We start from the raw sequence: 260 nt of genomic DNA, 5'->3' as shown, positions 1-260 counted from the left end.
AGGCTGGACGCTTCAGCTCAGCCAGTACAACCTGAACGACAACAAACTTGATCTGCATACAGGGCAGAGTTTCAAAATTTCCGATAACGGCCCCGGTGAGCCTGCTCCTGTACCCGAACGCAAGCTTGAACTCTTTCACTTTGAAAACAGGAGTGAAGGCAACACCCATCGCTACCGGATCGCCCATAAATCCGGCATCGTCGAATGGCTGCAACCGCAGCCATCGGACCTGCGACTGGCATTGCCTGTACGTGTAGAAG

General features: G+C 53.5%; 1 protein-coding gene. It reads right to left on the bottom strand.

The genetic code is table 11. The features are described from left to right. The coding region (locus SB752_RS32765; RefSeq protein ID WP_410719558.1) for a hypothetical protein at positions 1–260 on the bottom strand (260 nt) is incomplete at both ends.

It is taken from the genome of Brevibacillus sp. SIMBA_040 (genome assembly GCF_046535075.1).
In the GTDB taxonomy this organism is placed as follows: Bacteria; Bacillota; Bacilli; order Brevibacillales; family Brevibacillaceae; genus Brevibacillus.
Note: the sequence above shows the minus strand (reverse complement) of the source record. Positions and strands in the feature narration are given on the sequence as shown.